At 56.4% G+C, this 19,905-nt stretch carries 19 protein-coding genes; 1 reads left to right on the top strand and 18 read right to left on the bottom strand.

All coding sequences use genetic code 11. The features are described from left to right. Positions 1-9: 9 nt before the first annotated feature. From atpE to atpD, 5 genes are read right to left on the bottom strand one after another with little or no spacing between them, the layout of a single operon-like run. Positions 10-276 carry an ATP synthase F0 subunit C gene (atpE, locus tag PL263_RS03610; RefSeq protein ID WP_140912860.1) on the bottom strand — a complete coding sequence of 89 codons (267 nt, stop codon included), beginning with the start codon at positions 274-276 and terminating at the stop codon, positions 10-12. Continuing rightward, positions 273-959: a F0F1 ATP synthase subunit A gene (locus PL263_RS03605; protein WP_278211723.1), complete on the bottom strand. Its 687-nt coding sequence runs from the start codon at positions 957-959 to the stop codon at positions 273-275. Before PL263_RS03605 ends, atpE begins: the two co-directional genes overlap by 4 nt. Next, positions 956-1,234: an AtpZ/AtpI family protein gene (locus tag PL263_RS03600; protein WP_278211722.1), complete on the bottom strand. Its 279-nt coding sequence runs from the start codon at positions 1,232-1,234 to the stop codon at positions 956-958. The genes PL263_RS03605 and PL263_RS03600 overlap by 4 nt, the downstream gene beginning before the upstream one ends. 2 nt (positions 1,235-1,236) lie before the next feature. After that, positions 1,237-1,647, bottom strand: a complete 411-nt coding sequence (locus PL263_RS03595; protein ID WP_278211721.1) for a F0F1 ATP synthase subunit epsilon — start codon at positions 1,645-1,647, stop codon at positions 1,237-1,239. Beyond that, positions 1,644-3,077, bottom strand: coding sequence for a F0F1 ATP synthase subunit beta (atpD, locus tag PL263_RS03590; RefSeq protein ID WP_278211720.1), 1,434 nt, complete (start codon positions 3,075-3,077; stop codon positions 1,644-1,646). The genes PL263_RS03595 and atpD overlap by 4 nt, the downstream gene beginning before the upstream one ends. 237 nt (positions 3,078-3,314) lie before the next feature. On the opposite strand from atpD, the gene PL263_RS03585 reads away from it, so the two are divergent. Continuing rightward, positions 3,315-4,214 (top strand): hypothetical protein, encoded by a 900-nt coding sequence (locus PL263_RS03585; RefSeq protein ID WP_278211719.1) that lies wholly within the window; start codon positions 3,315-3,317, stop codon positions 4,212-4,214. Between the two features lie 42 nt (positions 4,215-4,256). On the opposite strand, the gene PL263_RS03580 is transcribed toward PL263_RS03585, so the two are convergent. The 13 genes from PL263_RS03580 to PL263_RS03520 all read right to left on the bottom strand — a co-directional run bounded on the left by PL263_RS03580 (position 4,257) and on the right by PL263_RS03520 (position 19,904). Further along, entirely contained in the window at positions 4,257-6,062 is a 1,806-nt protein-coding gene (locus PL263_RS03580) for a family 2A encapsulin nanocompartment cargo protein cysteine desulfurase (protein WP_278211718.1), read from the bottom strand. Continuing rightward, positions 6,049-6,966 carry a family 2A encapsulin nanocompartment shell protein gene (locus PL263_RS03575; RefSeq protein ID WP_064026839.1) on the bottom strand — a complete coding sequence of 306 codons (918 nt, stop codon included), beginning with the start codon at positions 6,964-6,966 and terminating at the stop codon, positions 6,049-6,051. Before PL263_RS03575 ends, PL263_RS03580 begins: the two co-directional genes overlap by 14 nt. A gap of 424 nt (positions 6,967-7,390) precedes the next feature. After that, complete coding sequence (gene epsC, locus PL263_RS03570) at positions 7,391-8,320, bottom strand: serine O-acetyltransferase EpsC (RefSeq protein WP_278211717.1); 930 nt, start codon at positions 8,318-8,320, stop codon at positions 7,391-7,393. Beyond that, positions 8,317-9,294 carry a cysteine synthase A gene (gene cysK / locus PL263_RS03565; protein WP_278211716.1) on the bottom strand — a complete coding sequence of 326 codons (978 nt, stop codon included), beginning with the start codon at positions 9,292-9,294 and terminating at the stop codon, positions 8,317-8,319. Before cysK ends, epsC begins: the two co-directional genes overlap by 4 nt. 81 nt (positions 9,295-9,375) lie before the next feature. Next, complete coding sequence (locus PL263_RS03560; RefSeq protein ID WP_278211715.1) at positions 9,376-10,278, bottom strand: LysR substrate-binding domain-containing protein; 903 nt, start codon at positions 10,276-10,278, stop codon at positions 9,376-9,378. Positions 10,279-10,312: 34 nt separating this feature from the next. Then, positions 10,313-11,356 (bottom strand): sulfate ABC transporter ATP-binding protein, encoded by a 1,044-nt coding sequence (locus PL263_RS03555; RefSeq protein WP_278211714.1) that lies wholly within the window; start codon positions 11,354-11,356, stop codon positions 10,313-10,315. A 156-nt stretch (positions 11,357-11,512) separates the two neighbouring features. Then, positions 11,513-12,385, bottom strand: a complete 873-nt coding sequence (cysW, locus tag PL263_RS03550; protein ID WP_278211713.1) for a sulfate ABC transporter permease subunit CysW — start codon at positions 12,383-12,385, stop codon at positions 11,513-11,515. Between the two features lie 10 nt (positions 12,386-12,395). Next, positions 12,396-13,223, bottom strand: a complete 828-nt coding sequence (gene cysT / locus PL263_RS03545) for a sulfate ABC transporter permease subunit CysT (protein ID WP_278211712.1) — start codon at positions 13,221-13,223, stop codon at positions 12,396-12,398. A 126-nt stretch (positions 13,224-13,349) separates the two neighbouring features. After that, positions 13,350-14,354 (bottom strand): sulfate ABC transporter substrate-binding protein, encoded by a 1,005-nt coding sequence (locus PL263_RS03540; RefSeq protein WP_278211711.1) that lies wholly within the window; start codon positions 14,352-14,354, stop codon positions 13,350-13,352. Positions 14,355-14,554: 200 nt separating this feature from the next. Then, entirely contained in the window at positions 14,555-16,060 is a 1,506-nt protein-coding gene (locus tag PL263_RS03535) for an alginate export family protein (protein WP_278211710.1), read from the bottom strand. A gap of 129 nt (positions 16,061-16,189) precedes the next feature. Then, positions 16,190-16,363: a DUF2292 domain-containing protein gene (locus PL263_RS03530; RefSeq protein ID WP_278211709.1), complete on the bottom strand. Its 174-nt coding sequence runs from the start codon at positions 16,361-16,363 to the stop codon at positions 16,190-16,192. 206 nt (positions 16,364-16,569) lie between these two features. Further along, positions 16,570-18,954, bottom strand: coding sequence for a tetratricopeptide repeat protein (locus tag PL263_RS03525; RefSeq protein ID WP_278211708.1), 2,385 nt, complete (start codon positions 18,952-18,954; stop codon positions 16,570-16,572). Between the two features lie 290 nt (positions 18,955-19,244). Next, on the bottom strand, positions 19,245-19,904 hold the full coding sequence (locus PL263_RS03520) for a hypothetical protein (protein WP_278211707.1): 660 nt from the start codon (positions 19,902-19,904) through the stop codon (positions 19,245-19,247). Between the last annotated feature and the right edge of the window lies 1 nt (position 19,905).

The raw sequence follows: 19,905 nt of genomic DNA, 5'->3' as shown, positions 1-19,905 counted from the left end.
CTCGGCGGCCTAACCCAGGAAATACTCCAACAACGGGTTGCGGAACAGCACGATCAACGCCACCACCAGACAATAAATCGCCAGCGATTCGATCATCGCCAAACCGATAAATAAGGTGCGGGTGATGGTTTTTTCCGCTTCCGGCTGCCGGGCCAGCGCCTCCAACGCGCTGGCAATGGCCTTGCCCATCGCGATGGCCGGCAGCATGGTGCCCAGGGCGATGACCAAGCCGGCCACGCCGGTGGAGATGATGCTGAACAGGTGTAAATCGGTCATGACGGATTCTCCGTGGCTGAAGTGTCGGATTCGTTGGGCTCCAGCGCGCCGGCGATGTAAATCAAGGCCAGCATGCCGAAGATATAGGCCTGCACCACGGCTTCGACCACGTGCAGCATTAACAGCGGCACCGGCACCAAAAAGCCGGCGATCAGCAATACCAGCAACGCGGCCATTTCCAGACTCATGACGTTGCCGAACAAACGGATCGCCAAGGCCAGCGTCCTGGTCAATTCGCTGATGATATGAAACGGTAGCAGGATCACGCTGGGTTCGATGTAGCGGCGCAGATGGTTGCGCAGGCCGCGGTCGCGAATGCCGAACCAGTGGGTCGAGGCGAACACCAGTACTGCCAGTGCGGCCGTGGCCGATAAATCACGGGTTGGCGAATGCAAGCCCGGAATCAGGCCGACCAGATTGGCGACCAACACGAACAGCCACAGCGTCGCGACGAACGGCAATACCCGTCGCACCGCAGCTGCCGGCAGCACCTCGCCGATTGCGCCATCTATTGCGACCACCACCGCCTCCAGCGCCGTATGCAGCCGCGCCAATCCGCCCTTCGCCGGCAAGCGCAGCAGTAACGCCAGCAAGGTAAATCCGGCCATCACGCCCCAGGTGGTCAACACCGTGCCGCTGATCGCCAACGGCCCGAGATGCAAGGCAAGGTCGGGCTCGGTCATCGCGAATGCTCCTGTAAAAACCGCAGCGCATTGTAGGCACCAACCACAATGCCCAACACGATCAGGCTGACGGTCCAGCGCACCGAATAACCGTCCGCCAACGTATCCAGCCAACGCCCCAGGTAGGCTCCGGCGACGATGGGCACGACAAACAACAGTCCCAGCGTACCGCCGTACAGCAACACACCGAACCAGGACGCCGATTGCCGGCGTTGTTCCTGCAAGCGCCGCGCATCGCGCCGGGTGAATTCGATCAATTTATTCCGAAAACTCATGGCTATCGCCCCCCTGCAACCCGGTTGCTCAACTCCGCCAAACGCCGCAATAGCGAACGTTCGATTTCAGTCAGCGTCGCTCGCGCCCGATGTACTTCCGAATCGGTGCGCGCCATTTCCGCCGCCAATTGCTCGCACAAAGCGTCGGGATCGTCGCCGAGAAAATAGCGCACCGCGGTCAACGTCATTCGATTATCGGCAAAGCGCAACACGCCGCCCGGCAGAGCCAGATAGCGCCAGATACCGGCTTGGTCGCGAAACCGCGCCAGCCCGTAACGCAATAACGCAATCATCCGCACGTGGCCGGGCAAGATACCGAAACTGCCGTCGGCGTCGGCGCCGACGAATTGGCCGACTTGTTCGAAATGCTCGACGCCGCGGCTGTCGAGCAGGGTCAAGCTAAATCCGCTCATACCGGCATCGCTCCTTTCATGTAACAGTCGGCTTCGCTGAGCGAGTCGTATTTGCCGGCGATAAAAGCCTCACAATCGGCAATGGTCTGCTGCAGCGGCACCCGCACGCCGGGCAAACCGGTGTGGTCGGCGACGGTAACGAAGGGTTGAGTCAGATAGCGTTGCAGACGGCGGGCGCGTTCGACGATGCGCCGGTCCTCGATCGACAATTCTTCGATGCCGAGCATAGCGATGATATCTTCCAGCTCGCGGTAACGAGACAGGTGTTCGCGCACCGCCCGCGCTACTTGGTAATGGCGCTCGCCCAGAATATGGTGGTCCATGATCCGACTGCCGGAGCGCAGCGGATCGATTGCCGGATAGATGCCTTTGGCCGCCTGCTGCCGTGACAGAATCACCACGCTATCCAGATGGCCGAGTATCGTCGCCACGGCCGGGTCGGACATGTCGTCGGCCGGCACGTACACCGCCTGCACCGAGGTGATCGAACCGGAACGGGTGGAGACGATGCGCTCCTGCAACGACGCAACTTCGGTCAGCAAGGTGGGCTGGTAGCCGACCGTGGCCGGCATCCGCCCCAGCAAACCGGAAATCTCGCTGCCGGCCTGAACGAAACGGAAAATGTTGTCCATCAGAAACAGCACCTCGCCGTGCAGCGTGTCGCGCAGATACTCGGCATAGGTCAAGGCGGTGTAACCGACATGAAAGCGGACGCCGGGCGATTCGTCCATCTGGCCGTAGACCAGCAAAGCCTTGGGCAATACGCCGGCATCGGCCATTTCGTGCCACAGTTCGTGGCCTTCGCGCATGCGTTCGCCGACCCCGGCATACACCGAAACGCCTTGCATGCCGGCGCTGACCGCATGCATGAATTCCATCATCAACACCGTCTTGCCGACGCCGGCGCCGCCGAACAGGCCGGTTTTACCGCCACGCACGAACGGACACAGCAAATCGATGACTTTGATACCGGTTTCCAGGATTTGCGAAGCCGGCAAGGTATCCGCCAACAGCGGCGGCTTGGCCAGAATATTGCGAAATTCCTTTCTCGGCAGCGGCGCGCCGCCGTCGAGCGGTTCGCCGAACAGATTCAACATCCGCCCCAGACAAGCCGGATCGACCGGCACGTGCAGCGCGTCGCCGCGGTCGTAAACCGGCATGCCGCGATACAGCCCGGACACCGGATGCAAGGCAATCGCCCGCACCAAGGTCGGTTCCAGATGTTGAAACACCACCATCACATAGGCCGATCCGCCGTTGATCACGTCCAAAGCCTGACCGATCGGCGGCAGATACTCGCAGCGCACATCCACCACCGGCCCCTGTGCCGCTTCGATACGGCCGACCGGTTGCTGCGGGTAATGTTGGCTTTCCGCCGGCGCCGAGCCTGAGGTTGCGGCCGACTGCCGGACGATCGATGCGTCTGCCATAAGCGCGATTTCCATATAAAAGCTACAGAAATACTACTCCTAAGCCCCAATTTTCACCAGCGCCGCGCCCACCCGCCATTCAGCTCCCAATTAATCTAATATCGTGATTAACAATTCTAATAATATCGTTTTATTTCACAAAATACAGTCGTTAACATTGCTCGATATAACGCCGGACGGTACTGTCCCGACCGGCTGCCCTGCCCGCTCTACAATTTCAATCGAGAGGAAGCGATCATGCCTTTGCAGCAACTAGTGGAATATTTCAACGACCGCCTGGAACAGGAACACGCCGATGGTGTCCGGCCGTTTTTGCTGGAGAATGGCGTCGTACACGGCTTGTTCGGGCCGATCAAAGTCGGCAGCACCTTGGCGCCGATCCGGGAAACCTTGCGCACGTCGCAGGTTGTCGGCCATATTGCGCAATTGACGGTCGCGGCGAATCCGGTACAGACGCTGTTGGGTAACGAGCTGGACAATCTGCTCAGCCTGCCTCAAGCGCCCAGCAACAGCGATTCGGTGATCAACTTCGACCGGCTGACCCGCACCGTGCACATGCTGAACTACCTGCCGCAGTCGCATCTGGACGAATTGCTATTTCTGTACGTCGATCCGCGGCATATTCTGGGCGTCAAGGCCGACCACGGCGCTTATTTCGAAGAGATCATTGTCAAATGCGGCTTGCAAACCAGTAACGTGGCCATAGCGCTGAGCGTCAGCAACGCTTACGCCCGCTTCTTTCCGTCCCTGCAAAAAGGTCTGGAAAATTACCAACGCCGCGGTTACCGGCTGGCGTTGAAATTCGACGTTCAGTCGCTGGAAAAAGCCGCGCTGGAATTGATCTCCCGGTTATCGCCGGATTTTGTCGGCTTATCCGCCGAGCAGTTGGATCAGGTCAGAGACAACCAGTTGCTGGGCAAAATCCAGCAACTGAACAGCCTGGTCGCCTCGGTCAATGGCCGCAGCTTGCTATTGGATGTCGCCGACAAGCGCAGCGCGGCATTGGCCAGACAGAGCGGCTTCAGCTTGGTGCAAGGCCGCTATTTCGAACTGCCGGTGACGTCGGCGAATAAACGCGATTCTGACTATCTGGCCGGCAAGGCCGAGACTTACCAAAGCCGACGCGCATTTTCGTGAATGGCAAGCGGAACCGGGGCTCTGCCCCGATCCCGCTCTTAACTAACCGCTGAAGTGGGTTTTAGAACATTGCAGACGTTTGACCACAGCTGCCAGGCGATCGATTTCTTCGTAGGTGTTGTAGAACGCCAGTGAAGACCTGACCGTCGCTTCCAAGCCAAACCGGCGCAAAATCGGCTGGGCGCAATGGTGGCCGGAACGCACGGCAATACCGGCTTCGTTCAAGGCTTTGCCGACATCCTGTGTGCTATGGCCGGCTAATACGAACGACAACACGCTGGTTTTGTCCGGCGCGGTGCCGATCAAACGCAAGCCCGGAATCATGCGTAGCGCGTGCATGCCGTATTCCAGCAACTCGTGCTCGTAACGGGCCACGTTCTCGATGCCGATTCGGCTCAAATAATCCAGCGCCGCGCCCAAACCTACCGCATCGGCGATATTGCCGGTACCGGCTTCGAATTTGGCCGGGGCGGGCTGGTAGACGGTTTTCTCGAAGGTGACGTCTTCGATCATATTACCGCCGCCCTGCCACGGCTGGGTGGCTGCCAACAGTTCCGGCTTGCCGTACAACACGCCGATGCCGGTCGGGCCGAAGATCTTGTGGCCGGAAAACACGAACCAATCGCAATCCAGACTTTGCACATCGACCCGCAAATGCGACACCGATTGCGCGCCGTCCAGCAACACCTTGGCCCCCGCCCGATGCGCCAGTTCGATCATTTCCGCCGCCGGTGTTACGGTACCCAAGGCGTTCGAAACCTGGGTGAAAGATACCAGCTTGGTTTTGGCGTTCAGCAATTTTTGGTACTCGGCCAAAATCACCTGGCCGTCGTCGTCGACCGGAATCACCCGCAACACCGCGCCGGTTTCCTGACATAGCTGCTGCCACGGCACAATGTTGGCGTGATGCTCCAGCCAGCTGATGACAATCTCGTCGCCTTGGCCGATAAATTGCCGGCCCCAGCTTTGCGCGACCAAGTTGATCGCCTCGGTGGAACCGCGCACAAATACGATGTCGTCGGCCGACGACGCATTGATGAAACGCGCCACGGTATCCCGAGCACCCTCGTAAGCGTCGGTAGCCCGCGCCGCCAGTTCATGCGCGGCGCGGTGGATATTCGAGTTCTCGTGTCGATAAAACTCGGAAATCCGGTCGATCACGCATTGCGGCTTTTGCGTGGTTGCGGCGTTATCGAGCCAGGCCAGCGGATAGCCGTTGACGCGTTCCGCGAGGATTGGAAAATCCTTGCGCACCGCATGCACGTCGAAAGCCGGATGCGCCGAACCCAGACTTGGGATTTGCGCCGATCGAGCCAAGGCTGAGACATCATTCAAAAAGTAGAACGTCGAAGCGACTGCCGGCGGTTTGGAACCCACCAAGTTGCCTGGCTTGACGGCCAAGGCTTGTTTCAGTTCCGCTTCGCCGGGCAGACCGAAGCTACGCGACACCAAGCCCGACAGCGCATTTTGGTCGATACCGGGCAGCCGATCGAAACCGGAGGCTACGTTTGCGGCCGGCGCCAACGTGGCGGCCGAATGCGGCACATTGTCGATCGCATCGCTATAGTGATCGCCAAACGCGGCCGCACTCGGCGCCGTGGGCACGAAAGCGTCGTCGATGCCCGGACGGCGGTTAAAGCCAGCCGGTACCGAATGAAACGACGGTGCTGCCGCCGCCGCTGATGGCGGCACATTATCGACAGCAGTAGCGTCGCTGGTCGGCGTAGCGCTGAAGTACAGGTTGGCCAGACGGCTTAGTTCTGCCGTGTCCGGCAAGCCGGCCGGCACCGGGCCGCCGTTCAGCGCTTGTTGCGCCAGCGCGGCCAAATCCGGATTAGGCGTAGTCATAGTAGTTGTCCACTTCGACGTTTTCGAGCACGCCGATGGCGTCGTCGGTCAAAATCGCCAGCGAGCAATACAGCGACACCAGATACGAGGCAATGGCTTTGTGGTTGATGCCCATGAAGCGCACCGACAAGCCCATGCTCAGTTCGTCGGTCAGATTCGGTTGGTACAAGCCGACTACGCCCTGCCGGCTTTCGCCAGTCCTCAACAGCAGAATGTTGGTTTTGCCGTTGGTGATTTTCAGTTTGTCGGTTGGGATCAACGGTAGACCGCGCCAGGTGATGAACTGCGAACCGAACAACGACACGGTCGGCGGCGGCGTGCCTCGACGGGTGGCTTCACGGCCGAAGGCGGCTATGGCGCGCGGATGCGCCAGGAAAAACGCCGGTTCCTTCCAGACTCGGGCGATCAGTTCGTCCAGATCGTCCGGGGTTGGCGAACCTTTGCGGGTTTTGACCTTTTGCGACTCGGCGACGTTGTTCAACAGACCGTATTCGGCGTTATTGATCAGTTCGCTTTCCTGGCGCTCCTTGACGGTTTCGATGGTCAGCCGCAATTGCTCGTGGATTTGGTTGTGCGGGCTGCTATACAAGTCGGCAACGCGGGTGTGCACGTCCAATACGGTGTTGACCGCATTCAGGCGGTATTCGCGGCCCCACTCTTCGTAATCGACGAAAGTTTGCGGCAGCACTTTCTCGTCCAGGCTGGAGCAATCGACGGCAATGCTGGTTTCGCTTTTAACTTTGTTGACCCGATAGATACCCGCTTCCACCGGTACCCAAGGCAATAGGTGTACCAGCCAGCGCGGCGTAATCGTGCCCATCATCGGCACGGTTTTGGTGGCGTTCGATAAGGTGCGCGCGGCGACGTCGCCTAACGCGGTATGGGCTTCATGGATATCCGACATAACAACTCCCTAAGTGGTGTGGTGACAATTGAAAATCGCCTTCGCGATCCTTTTTGCATCAGCCGCACCGGAAACCGGCCTGATGCACTAGTTTTCTTCAGGCCAAAAAAAAGCCAATGAGCCTCCACCGTCACTAAAACGGTCAAGACTCATTGGCTTCCGGCGGTCCGGTCAGCGGATGATTGATATCAAGATACTGGCTTGTTGGAAAGGCTGTCAAGCCGCGCAGACTGTGAAACAGCGGCCGTTATCGAGTTACTGAATATGCTTATCTAAAAATAACGTTTAGAGAAATTTAGAAAACGCGTTATACGTCGTCAACCGATTTTATCTATTTGTTTTTATTACGATTTTCTTGGCGGCGCATTAAAAACGCGTTCGGTAAAAAAGTTTTCGGTTAAACCGATTTTTTTTATAAAAAACTTCAAATGCCGCCACCGGCGGCGAAAATTTCGGTGCGGGTTTGGCCTTGGCTGACATGGCTGCCCGGCGGCACGCTATGGGTCAACCAGACATTGCCGCCGATGATCGAGCCCTTACCTATCGTGATCCGGCCCAAGATCGTAGCGCCGGCATAAATCACCACATCGTCCTCGACGATCGGATGGCGGGCATTACCCTTGACCAGCATGCCGCTATCGTCTTTTTCAAAGCGCTTCGCACCCAAGGTGACGGCCTGGTAGACCCGCACCCGGCTGCCGATCACGGCAGTCTCGCCGATGACGACGCCGGTACCGTGGTCGATAAAAAAACAATCGGCAATTTGCGCGCCGGGATGGATGTCGATACCGGTGGCCGAATGCGCCAACTCGGCAATCACCCGGGCCACCAACGGCGCTCCTAGATTGTAAAGCTCGTGGGCGACCCGATGGTGAATGGACGCAGTAATCCCCGGATAACACACCAACACTTCGTCCGAGCTACGCGCGGCCGGATCGCCTTCGTACGCGGCCTGAATGTCGCTATCGATCAACAGCCGTATTTTCGGCAGCCGTTTGGCAAATTCGCGGGTTATCTCGACTGCCCGTGGTTTGACATCGGTCGATGAGCCGTTTTGCTCGGCGACAAAACGCAGCTCCAATGCTACCTGCCAATTCAACTTCCGCAACACGCTATCCAGGGTATGGCCGACAAAGTAGTCGATACCTTCGTCGTTCAAGTCCTCCTGGCCCAAACGATTCGGAAACAACACCGCGCCGAGGCTATCAATGATCGGCCCGAGCACTTTCCGCGACGGCAATTTCGGCGGATGCTCGCGGCGACGGCGATCTTCCAGCGATTTTACGCGCAGGTCGCGCAATTCGGCGACCAGCGCGTCGATACCCCAGCCGTAGCCAATATCGCTTACATTCATACCGCCACACCCTGCGCATCGAACAAGCCTTCGAACAAGGCCGAACTCAGATAACGTTCGCCCGAGTCCGGCAGAATCACGACGATGGTCTTGCCGACGTTTTCCTCGCGCTTGGCTACCCGCACTGCGGCGGCGACCGCCGCACCGCAGGAAATGCCGGCCAGAATCCCCTCTTCCCGCGCCAAGCGCCGGGCATATTCAATCGCTTCGTCGTTGCTGACCCGCTCAATGTCGTCGACCAGCGACAAATCCAGAATATCCGGCACGAAACCGGCGCCAATGCCTTGAATTTTATGCGGCGCCGGTTGCAGTTCCTGGCCGCTACGGAACTGGGTCAGGATCGGACTGGCTTCCGGCTCGACCGCAATTGATACGATCGGTTTGGCCTGGGTCAGCTTGATGTAACGCGACACCCCGGTAATCGTGCCACCGGTGCCGACGCCGGAGACGAAAATATCGATGGCCCCGTCGCAGTCTCGCCAGATTTCCGGGCCGGTGGTTTGTTCATGGATCGCCGGATTGGCCGGGTTCTTGAATTGTTGCAACAAAACATAGCGTTCCGGATCGGAGGCGACGATTTCCTCGGCTTTGGCAATCGCACCTTTCATGCCCTTGGCACCCTCAGTCAACACCAGTTTGGCCCCATAGGCCACCAACAATTTGCGGCGTTCGATACTCATCGTATCCGGCATCGTCAAGGTCAGCGGGATGCCGCGCGCCGCCGCGACAAAAGCCAGGGCGATGCCGGTGTTGCCGCTGGTCGGTTCGATGATTTCCTTGCCCGGTCCCAACAAACCGCGCTGTTGGGCGTCGTTGATCATCGCCGCGCCGATTCGGCATTTCACCGAATAACCGGGGTTGCGGCCTTCGATCTTGGCCAGCAAGGTTACCGGCGCGCCTTCGGTGATGCGGTTGAGTCTGACCAGCGGTGTGTTGCCAATCGATTGCGAATTGTCTGGGTACCAATATGCCATGTTGATGTCCTTGCGCCACAACGGCGCGAATACGTTATAAAGCGTTGAAAATATCCCCTCTCATCGTCCGTAGCACCCTGTTCAAGCCGCCGGCCGGCCAATATCGGCGTTTAGCAATTCCTCAATAAAGCAACGTAAATAAGTGGGCAGATACAGTTGCTTAAGATACGCCAATTTGGTCATTGAGCGTGGAATCAAATGCGCCAGGTCGATACAGACCAGATCGCTGTCGTTGACGGGCTCGTACGAAGCGCCGGAAATAATGCCCACCCCCAGCCCCAGCCTGACATAAGTCTTGATGACATCCGAGTCGGCGGCCGACAAGGTGATATTTAAATCCAGACCTTGCTTGGCAAAGGCTTTTTCGATATTGGAGCGGCCGGTGTAACCGGGTGAATAGGTCAATAACGGATAAGAGGCCAGTTTCTCCAGCGTCACCTTGGCCGCCGCCAACGCATGTCCCTGCGGCACGATCGCCACATGGTTCCATTCGTAGCACGGCTTGATCACCAGTTTCTCGCTGTCCTCCATTTTTTCGGTGCAGATGGCGATGTCGGCTTCGTGGCGATACAGCAAATCGATGATTTCGCCCGGCGACGACTGCACCATGTAAATGGTCACACCGGGAAATTGCTCCCGAAATTTGCGGATCGGCTCCGGCAACAAATACTTGGCCTGCGTGTGCGTCGTGGCGATGTGCAACGCGCCGTTGCGGTTGGCCTGGTAGTCGTCGGCAATGGTCTGGATGTTGCGTTTGGCCAGATCGATACCTTCGATTTCCTTCATGACCCGCTCGCCCAGCGGGGTAAAACCCAGGATTTTTTTGCCGTGTCGTTCCAGCAACGGCGAGCCCAATTCATCTTCCAGCAATTGAATATGGCGGCTGGCGGCGGATTGAACGATATTGACTTTGTCGGCCGCCTTCGACAGGTTGAACTGGGTTTCCGGCAACAACCGCAGCAACTCCAATTGGCTGAAATTCATCGATTCACACTCCCTTGCAGACGGGTTCTAGTCATCAGTTGAACCAATGCGCATGCTTGATTCTCAGCGCCACCCGGTCGCCCTTCTCCAAGGCCAACTCGCGGAACTGTTCGTTCGGCATTTCGGCGTAAATGGTCGCGCCGGAACCGTTGACGCCGTCCCGGTTCAATTCCAGCCGAATCGTGCCGCCCAGATGTTGCCAATCTTTCAGATAGACGGGGGCCTTGGCCTGATCGACCGGTTTCTCGATACCGATATTGTGCGGCCGGACGTGGGCGACAATCCCTTGCGAGTCGTCGACGATCACGCCGCTTTGCTTCAGCCAGAAGTGCTCTTCGTCGTCGAGTTTGAAGACGTTGGTCTGGCCGATGAAACGGGAAACGAAGTCGCTGGCCGGATGATCGTAAATTTCGGTCGGCGTGCCCTTTTGTTCGATCCTGCCGTGGTTCAGCACCACGATCTGGCTCGATACTTCCATCGCTTCTTCCTGATCGTGGGTCACGAAGATGCTGGTCACGTTCAGTTCGTGGTGCAAATGCCGCAACCACAGCCGTAAATCTTTACGCACGCTGGCATCCAGCGCGCCGAACGGCTCGTCCAACAGCAATACCGACGGCTCGACTGCCAAGGCTCGGGCCAACGCAATGCGCTGGCGCTGGCCGCCGGACAATTGATCCGGAAATCGGTCGTGCAACCAATCCAGTTGCACCAAATTCAGCAAGTCATGAACCTTCTTGCGGATGATCGCTTCGCTAGGCCGATCTCGGTGCGATTTGACGCGCAAGCCGAAGGCGATGTTGTCAAACACCGTCATGTGCCGAAACAGGGCGTAATGTTGAAACACGAAACCGATTTGCCGATTCTTCACCGGCTGCTCAGTGACGTTGTCGCCTTTTAAAAAAACCTGGCCTTGATCGGCCTGTTCCAGGCCGGCGATGATGCGCAACAAGGTGGTCTTGCCGCAGCCGGACGGGCCAAGCAGCGCCACCAACTCGCCTTCCGGAATGTCCAGGTTGATGTTGTCCAGGGCTTTGAAATCGCCGAATTGTTTGCTGATGTTTTGTAGGGTGATGCTCATTTTGTGCCTCTGTGAATCTAACTTAGCCATAGACTTGCAGGCCGGCGTGTCGGGTTACGCTTAGCTCGGTAACCGATCCTGCGTTACCCTACCTCCTTTATGCCCCAGAGGGTATGCATCCATGCAGTCGTAACCCGACCTACGTTGTTTTGATTTTTATTCCTCCGCCTTCTTCCGTTCTTCGTTTTGTTTCCATTCCAGCAGGGTTTTGAAGATCAAAGTCACGATCGCCAAGCCGGCCAGGATCGACGCGCTGGCAAAAGCACCGACGAAGTCGTATTCGTTGTAGCTGACCTCGACGTGCAGCGGCAGCGTGTTGGTCAGGCCGCGAATATGGCCGGATACCACCGACACTGCGCCGAACTCGCCCATCGCTCTGGCATTACAGAGCAGCACGCCGTAAAGCAAGCCCCATTTGATGTTGGGCAAGGTAATCTTGAAAAAGGTTTGCCAGCCGCTGGCACCCAAGGACAAGGCGGCTTCTTCCTCTTCGTGGCCGATTTCCTGCATCAGCGGGATCAATTCACGGGCAACGAATGGAAAGGTGACGAACAAGGTCGCCAGGACGATGCCGGGCACGGCGAAGATGATCTTGATGTTATGTTCGGCCAACAGCGGCCCCAACCAGCCTTGCGAGCCGAAGATCAATACGTAGATCAACCCGGCGATCACCGGCGACACCGAAAACGGTAGATCGATCAAGGTAATCAACAGGCTTTTGCCGCGAAACTCAAAGCGAGAGATAGCCCAAGCCGCCGACACACCGAACACGGTGGTCAACGGCACCGTGATGGCCGCGGTCAGCAAGGTCAAACGCATCGCCGCCAGAGCGTCCGGATGTTGCAGCGCCGTGGCATACGCTGACCAGCCCTTGCTGAAGGCATTGATCAAGACCGTCGCCAGCGGCAACACCAAAAACAGGCCAATGGTGGCCAGACTGATGCTGATCAGCACTAGCCGCACCCAGTCGGCATCTTTCAGCGCCAGCGCCTTGGCCGGCTTTCCAATAGTTGTAGAAATCGCACTCATCGCAGTGTCCTTAAAGTTGGCCGCTACGGCGGCGCACCCACCATTGCAGGCTATTGATTAACAGCAACAACAGGAACGAAATTACCAGCATGGTCAGGCCTATCGCCGTTGCGCCGGCGTAGTCGTATTGTTCGAGCTTGGTGATGATTAACAGCGGCACCACTTCCGAGATGTAGGGCATGTTGCCGGCGATAAAAATCACCGAGCCGTACTCGCCGACGCCGCGGGCAAAAGCCAAGGCAAACCCTGTAATGGTCGCCGGTAGAATGTTGGGGAAAATCACTTTGATAAAAGCTTGCCAGCGGCTGGCACCCAGGCTGGCAGCGGCTTCTTCCATAGCCAGATCGAATTCCTGCAACACCGGCTCGACGGTGCGCACCACGAACGGCAAGCCGATGAAGATCAATGCGAACACGATGCCCAGCGGTTTGAAGGCGATCTGCACACCGGTAGCTTCAATCACCCATTTGCCAACCCAGCCTTTGGGTTCGTAAATCGTCGCCAGCACGATGCCGGCCACGGCAGTCGGCAAGGCAAACGGCAAGTCGATCAGCGCATCGAAAAGTTTTTTGCCGGTAAACGGGTAGCGCACCAAGGTCCAGGCGATGACAAAACCCAACACGGCGGCAACGGCGGCGGCAATCAACGCGGCACCGAAACTGACCTGGAACGAGGCAATGACCCGCTTGTTGGTCAAAATCCCCCAAAACTGTTCCAGACTCAGATTCAGCGATTTCAGCAACAGCGCGCTGAGCGGAATCAAGACGATCAGCGTCAGGTAAAGCAAGGTAAACCCTAAAGCGGGACGAAATCCGGGCATGATGTGGCTTTGTGGCATAAGTTCGGTATCAGGCTTTAGTTGGAAAAAACAGCGGTGTGATATCTCTCATCCGTTTTTCGCGAGCCGGCGCTAAGCCGGTAACGCGGCGGGGCATCCGCCATTCCGACGCCCCGCCGTGTAGTATCAAGGCGTATATATCTGGTCGAAATTGGCGCCGTCGTCGAAGTGTTCTTTCTGCACCTGCGCCCAGCTGCCGAAGCGCTCATTCACCGTGAACAATTCCAGTTTCGGGAAGCGTTTCAGATCCTCGGCATCGGCGTGTTCCGGATGCGACGGCCGATAGAAATGCTTGGCCACCAGTTTTTGGCCGATGGGGGTGTACAGATAATTCAAATAGGCTTCGGCCAAGTCCTGGGTGCCGTTTTTCTTGACCACTTTGTCGACCACGGTCACCGGCGTTTCGGCTTTGATGCTGGTCGGCGGCACGACGATTTCATATTCGCTGGAGCCGAACTCCTTCAAGGCCAGGAAGGCTTCATTTTCCCAGGTAATCAACACGTCGCCGATACCGCGCTGGATGAAGGTGGTCGTCGAGCCGCGCGCACCGGAGTCCAGTACCGGTACGTTTTTAAACAGCTTTTTGACGAAATCCTTGGCGGCGTCCTTGCTGCCGAATTTCTTCTCACCGTAGGCCCAGGCCGCCAAATAGTTGTAGCGGGCGCCGCCTGAGGTCTTCGGGTTTGGGGTGATCACTTGCAAACCTTCCTGGGTCAGATCACCCCAGTCCTTGATCCCTTTGGGATTGCCTTTGCGCACCAGAAACACGATGGTGGAGGTGTAAGGCAAGCTGTTGTCCGGCAGGCGTTTTTGCCAGTCTTTCGGCAGCAAATTGGCTTTCTCGGCGATCTGGTCAATGTCGTAGGACAGGGCCAAGGTCACGACGTCGGCTTCCAGGCCGTCGATCACCGCCCGGGTCTGTTTGCCGCCACCGCCGTGCGATTGTTGGACATTAACGTCCTCGCCGGTTTTTTGTTTCCAGTACTTGATGAATTCCTTGTTGAAATCCTGATAGAACTCGCGGGTCGGGTCGTATGACACGTTCAGGATGGTCCGGTCCGCTGCCGCCGTGGCGCTAGCCAGCAGGCCTAATGCAAGCAGCACGGATTTAACGGTGTAACTCAGCTTCATAATGACTCCTCAAGAGATTGATTCGGTAGGCGGCCGCCGAAACGCCCGGCGTTAACACCTTTGGCGATATGGTACGCGGCCTTTTATCTGATTTAAAATGATCGTTTTCGAGATACATATCTTATTTAGGGATATAAAAACCCACGGCACCGCCCGGCTCGACCAAGCGGCCAAACCTGTTCCGGGGAATGAGTGCCTAATTAATGATATTTGGGCTTGCCGTCGCCGAACGCATTCAACGAAACTTCGAAATAAAAGAAGTTGCTCGGTTCGTTGGTAAAAGGGCCGTTGGTTCTGGCCAAAGAGGTCGTATAGTCTCCGGGCGTGTAGTGGGCGTAACTCAAGCTCCAATCCACGAAAGCATTCAACTTGTGGCGCAGGCGGATATCGAATTCGTGACCCATAAAGGTCTTGCCGTTGCCGTTACCCAAACCGGCCCGCCGCCAACCGCCGGCATCGCTTTCCAGCCAATAGGCGTTGTAACCGGTATCGATCCGCACATCCTTGTAGGGCGTAAATTCCAGCCGCGCCTTCGGCGCATGAATGTTGTCCCACGAGTAATAGTCGTTGCGCGACCAAGGCTGGTTAAAGCCGTAGAAAGCATCAAAGCGTTGATTGGTGCGGTCGCCGCCGGTTTTATCGCCGGTACCGTAGCCGTAATACAGGCTGGCGCGCGGCTTCCAGTCGTGGTCGAAGGTGTAACCCAGCTCCAGCGAGTACGCCAAAGCGTCGTGTTGTTCGACGATCTGCGAGTAGTTGTTGCGGTTGGTTCCGGTCAAGCGGCCTTGGTGACCGAACTGCTTGGTGAGATCGGCATCGAAATCGAAGCCGCTGTCCCAAAACAAGCCGTAAACCCGTAAACCCGGCGAATAAATATCGGCATCGGCTTTGCGGTTGGCGTTGATCGTATTGCGCGGATCGCCATCGACGTGCTTACCCAGGAAGTAGGGCTGGATCGTCACATAGTCCGACCATTGCTTCCAACTGAGCACCGCGCCATAGAACCAAGTGTCTTCATCGGGCTGGTCGAAATCGTACTTCAAGCGGTCGACCGGTTGAAATACGAAGGTATCCAGATCCCAATTGTTTTGGCGCTTGCCGAACCGCACCCGGTAACCTTCGAAATTGTTGGTGGTGTTGCGGAATTCGTTGTTACCGACCAGGCGCCGGTCCAGTAGCTCCAGATGCTGACGGCCGGCGCGAATGCTGATCGGCCGGTTATGGCCCAAGGCATTGGCGAAATACAACTCGGCATAACCCTGGATCATTTCGAATTCGTTGACGTCGGCGTCGGTCCGCGAGTAGAGGCCGTTGTAGCTGCGGGCGTCCTCCAATTCCAGGACAAAGCGTAGCGGATCGAGAATATCCTTTACCCCCAGAAAAGCCCGGGTTCGTAACAACCAGATATTGTCGGGATCGGGCCGGTAAACTCCGCTGTTGTTTGCCCCTACCGGCCGGTAATCGTTTTCCCGGTATTCGTAACGGCTGCGAAAATCCAGACCGACGTCCAGCCACTCTACATTGCGGAATTGTTCGAATTGGGTTTTGCTCAAGTTGCGCACGTAGGCCGGCGTATCCGGTGCCGGTTCCACGCGGTAGCCTTTGGTCGGCCGGTAATAATCCTCGGCAGCGGCGTTCCCAATAAGGCCGAGCAGTAAGCCGATCGCGCCGGTCGCCGATCGTGCGCTGATGTGTTTTCTTCTCATGGTTAACTCGTGTATTCGGTTGCAGACGTGGAATCAAAATTCCTGATTGGCTAACTTCCGGCGATCCGGTCGGTTATCGGTGCTATTGGTTTTTTCGCCGCGGGTACGGTAGAACTGGGGTTAGATGCGTCAGGCACTTTTCACGCGAAACTTTTCATGTTTCTCGATTTGCACCACACGGCCGTCGTGCACCACGATTTCCACCGAACCGAAACGCAGCCCCCGCAAGATGGCGATGACTTGCCTGACCAGCTCTTGCTGCTGGGCCGATGTTGAAAAGTCGGTGTCGAATTGGATTTGCATGGGGTCTCCGCTTGCGTGAACTGCATAAAAAGTTCTGTTGCGAAGCATGTTACGGAAAACAAATTGCGGTTTGAAACGGTAAATATCGATTATTAAATCGAAAAAACCGATAAAGATTGAACGCACCAGCGCATACCAAAATCTAAACGCAAAAAAAAACGCCGGCCCTTGCGGGACGGCGTTTTCCGGTGGCGAAGCGCGGCGGTTTACAGCTTGCCGAGCACTTCCTTGGCTTCGGCCAAGCCGTCGAACTCGACTTTCTTGTCGACCGCTTTTTGCAGATACTCGCGGGCTTTGACCGGATCGTTGGTTTTGTAATAAATCATGCCCATGTGGTAGTTGCTGATCGGCGATTGTGCGTCGCGTTCGATCGCCTTGGTCATGATTTCCTTAGCCTTGTCGTAATTGCCCTGCTTGTAGGCAATCCAGGCCACGGTATCCAGCATGTTCGGATTGTTGGTTTTCAGCAGGGGTTCTGCCAGTTTGGCAGCCCGCTCCAGATTTTCCGGCGTCGCCGCGAAATCGGACAAGTAGCTTGCCAGATTGTTGACCGCCACCGCCGAATCCGGATGCTGTTTGTAGGAAGCTTCATACAGGGCTAACACTTCCTGATTCTGACCGTCGCGGTGGTAAAGGCGCGCCAGATCGTCGACCAGTTCCATGGCGCCGCCAGTTTTCTCGATACCTTTTTTATAGATATCGATCGCGCCGGCTTTGTTTTTCTGGGCCAGTTCGATTAAAGCCAGGTTGCGATACGGGCTGTACCAATCGGGCTTGATCGACTCCGCCTTCTGGTAAGCGGCTTTAGCTTCAGCAAACTTCTGCTCGTTCAGATAGGCGCCACCGATCAGGTTGTACGCGACGAAGTGATCAGGTTGTTGTTTGACAATCTGCTGCAATTTAGCCAACGCTTTATCCGATTGCTTCATGACCAGATAGCTTTTCACCATTTCGGTCAAAGGCTCCACCGCATCCGGTTTTCGCTCCAAGGCTTTACTAAAAGCGTCGACACTTTCCGCCAACTTGTTTTCCGCCTGGTAGGCCAGACCCGACATGTAAAAACCGGTAGCGTCCTTGTCGTTCAAATCCTGAACCTGCTTGGCTGCGGCTTGGGCTTTGTCCCAGTGCTTTTGTGTCACTTCCAGTTTGAACAGAGCTTCCAGGCCTTTCAGACTTTTCGGATTCGCTTTCAACAAGGTTTCCAATTGCTGTTTGGCTTGATCGGGCTTATTTCCTTTCAAAAACAGACCGACCAAATCCAGTTGCGCGGTTTCGTCGGCCGGAGCCAGCGACACGACTTTTTCCATGTTTTCGCGGGCCAATTCGTCTTCGTTATTGCGCAGATGCGCCGCCGCCAGCATTTTCAACACGCCGGTATTATTGGGCTGATCGACCAGCACTGCGCGGAAGTCGGCAATTGCGTCCGGAATCCGATTTTCCGCCAGCGCAAATTGGCCGCGCATCGTCAAAGCTTCGGCGTCGCGCGGATTATTTTCCAGTACTTCCTTGATTAGAGCTTTGGCTTCGTCGCCGCGTTTGGTCAAGGCATACAAGGCTGCCAATTTATTGCGCGCGGTAATCGCGTTTGGGCCTAATTTGTCTCGGTCGACAATCTCTTTCAATGTCGCTTCGGTCTTGTCGAATTCTTTTTTGGCCAAATGAATATTAGCCAATTTAAACTTCAGTTCGTAGGCTTCCGGCTTTTGCTCGATCATCGGCAGCAGTTCGGCTATTGCCACTTCCGGTCCGCGTTTTTCCAGCAAAAAATCAATTAAATAGGTTTTCGCAGTGTCATTGTCCGGCATTTGGGCGACGGCACTACGCAAAGTGGCTTCTGCTTTGTCCACTTGTTGAGTGCCGACCTGAAACAGCGCCAGGCTGCGGTAATGCTGCAATTGCTGCGGTTCGATCTTGACGATTTCCGCCAGCGTATTTTCCGCTTCTGCCGCGTTCTGGGTTTTGGCGTACAAACCGGCCAACATGCTGCGCAAAGGTACATTGTCGGTTTTTTTTGCGATCGCCTGTTGCAATAAGGCAATGGCCTGATCGGTTTTATCCAACCGGGTTTGAATCGACGCCATCATCAACGTCGCCGGTACGTCGTCAGGGCTTTGTTTCAGCGCGCGCTCGACCGAGGCAATGGCGCCGTCGTTATTGTTTTTGGCCGATTGCACGCCGGCCAGCAACACCAGCGCTTCGACGTTGTCCGGTTCTTTCGCCAGCGCTTCACCGACCATTTTTTCGGCATCGTCAACCATTCGATTCAACAGCAGCAACTGGCCGACCCTGACTCTGGCCATCACATGATTTTCGCTGCTGGCGACAACGCCGCTGTATTCCTTGAACGCGGCTTCAATTTTACCTTGCTTGCTAAGCGCCTCAGCCATTTGGAACCGGCTTTCAGCATCCTTTGGATCGATTTGCAAAACGTTTTTAAAGGCCAATTGGGCTTTCTCGTAATCGCCCGCTTGAAACAGCTGCTTACCCTCTTCCATGTATTTCGCTTTCCGTTCCTCGGCGCCGTTACAGGCCACCAATCCGGTCGTCAAAACAACAATGCCCAGATTTTTCAAAAAATTATGTGTTGTCATGAGTATCTCGATGATTCTTGCGTGTGGTTGTTTAGGACGCGCCGGTCGAAGCGGATGACTCCATCCCGCCCGGAACAGATTCAAATAGACGCTGAAAAATCAACGCCTTACATCTGGTCCGCAATGATCTTCCGTCGAAAAACGGAACTTCGAATATCGTTTCCTTAGCCGCTTTAAAAACGCCGCTAGCCCGATTTTAACTTATTTGTATCGTTAAACTGGTACTGGCTTCGGTAATTTGCGGGGAAACGAGGTGCGACATGACGCCGCACCCCTGGCAACGGAAAGGCTTATTGGGCGGGGATGCCGGCCTCGGCCGCGGTTTGCTCCGCCAGCTTGCCGGCGCGCAATTTGTCTTCGTATTCCTGGACGATGTTTTCCATTTCCACACTATTGAACTGCAGCAAGGTTTCCTGCTCCAGCAAACCGGACAGGGCGCCCTTGTTCTGGTAGCGTTGCAGCAAGTCCTTTCCGGCTTCATAGAGCTTCAGATTATGCTCGCCGCAAACGTTCAACTGCTGCTCGGTTATCTGCTGCTTGCCTTTCAACGCCGCCAACTGTCCGGCCAATTCGGCCTTAGCCTGGCTAAGCTCCTGGTTTTTGGAGAAGGCCTCCTGCAAGCGGGCGTTGGATTTTTCCAGACGTTCGCGCACTTCGCCGGCGGCATTGCGCTGGGCCGACAATTCGCTACCAAGTTGCTCCTTGGCCGCGACGGCGGCGGAATGCTCTTTCTTCAGTTGCTCCAACTGCTTGAGTTGCTCGTTCAGTTTGGCGGTTTCGGCTTGGGCCGCGTCGCGCTCGGCGGTCAGGCTTTTCACCATGCCCTGCAGTTTCAAGACCGCGCCACTGTCTTTAGACGCCTCGCGCGGCGCGGCCGAAACCGTCGCCGAAACTGCCAGCGCCAGCAACAATCCCGCCGGCAAATGCCAGGTAATCTGATACCGCTTCATG

It is taken from the genome of Methylomonas sp. EFPC3 (assembly GCF_029643245.1).
GTDB classification, from domain to species: Bacteria; Pseudomonadota; Gammaproteobacteria; order Methylococcales; family Methylomonadaceae; genus Methylomonas; species Methylomonas koyamae_B.
Note: the sequence above shows the minus strand (reverse complement) of the source record. Positions and strands in the feature narration are given on the sequence as shown.